Source organism: Streptomyces sp. GbtcB7 (assembly GCF_019091445.1).
In the GTDB taxonomy this organism is placed as follows: domain Bacteria; phylum Actinomycetota; class Actinomycetes; order Streptomycetales; family Streptomycetaceae; genus Streptomyces; species Streptomyces mirabilis.
The window spans coordinates 1-235 of sequence record NZ_JAGXJM010000650.1 but is presented as its reverse complement, the minus strand read 5'-3'; the positions used below and the strand labels follow the sequence as shown (position 1 = coordinate 235).

The following is a 235-nucleotide window of genomic DNA, read 5'->3' as shown; positions in this document are numbered from 1 at the left end:
CAGCGGGCGGCGCGGGGGAGGCCTGAGCGGTGCCCCCCCGGCCACCCCCGGCGCGCATGTCCACAAGGGGCAGGTCGAGCGCCCCGGAGTGGACCCCGCCGCCGACGAGGACGTCGTCTTCGGCTGCCTGGACACCGTGGGGCCGCAGGCCGGAGACATCGCCCGCACCTGCTGGCTGGCGGCGCGACTACCCCAGGAGGTGCCGGGCGTCACCGATGGCCGGCAGTGCGGCTCA

At 77.4% G+C, this 235-nt stretch carries 1 pseudogene; it reads left to right on the top strand.

Features of this window, described 5'->3' with window-relative positions:
* A pseudogene (locus KVT44_RS57120) lies at positions 1-235 on the top strand (acetyl-CoA C-acetyltransferase); the annotation flags it as partial.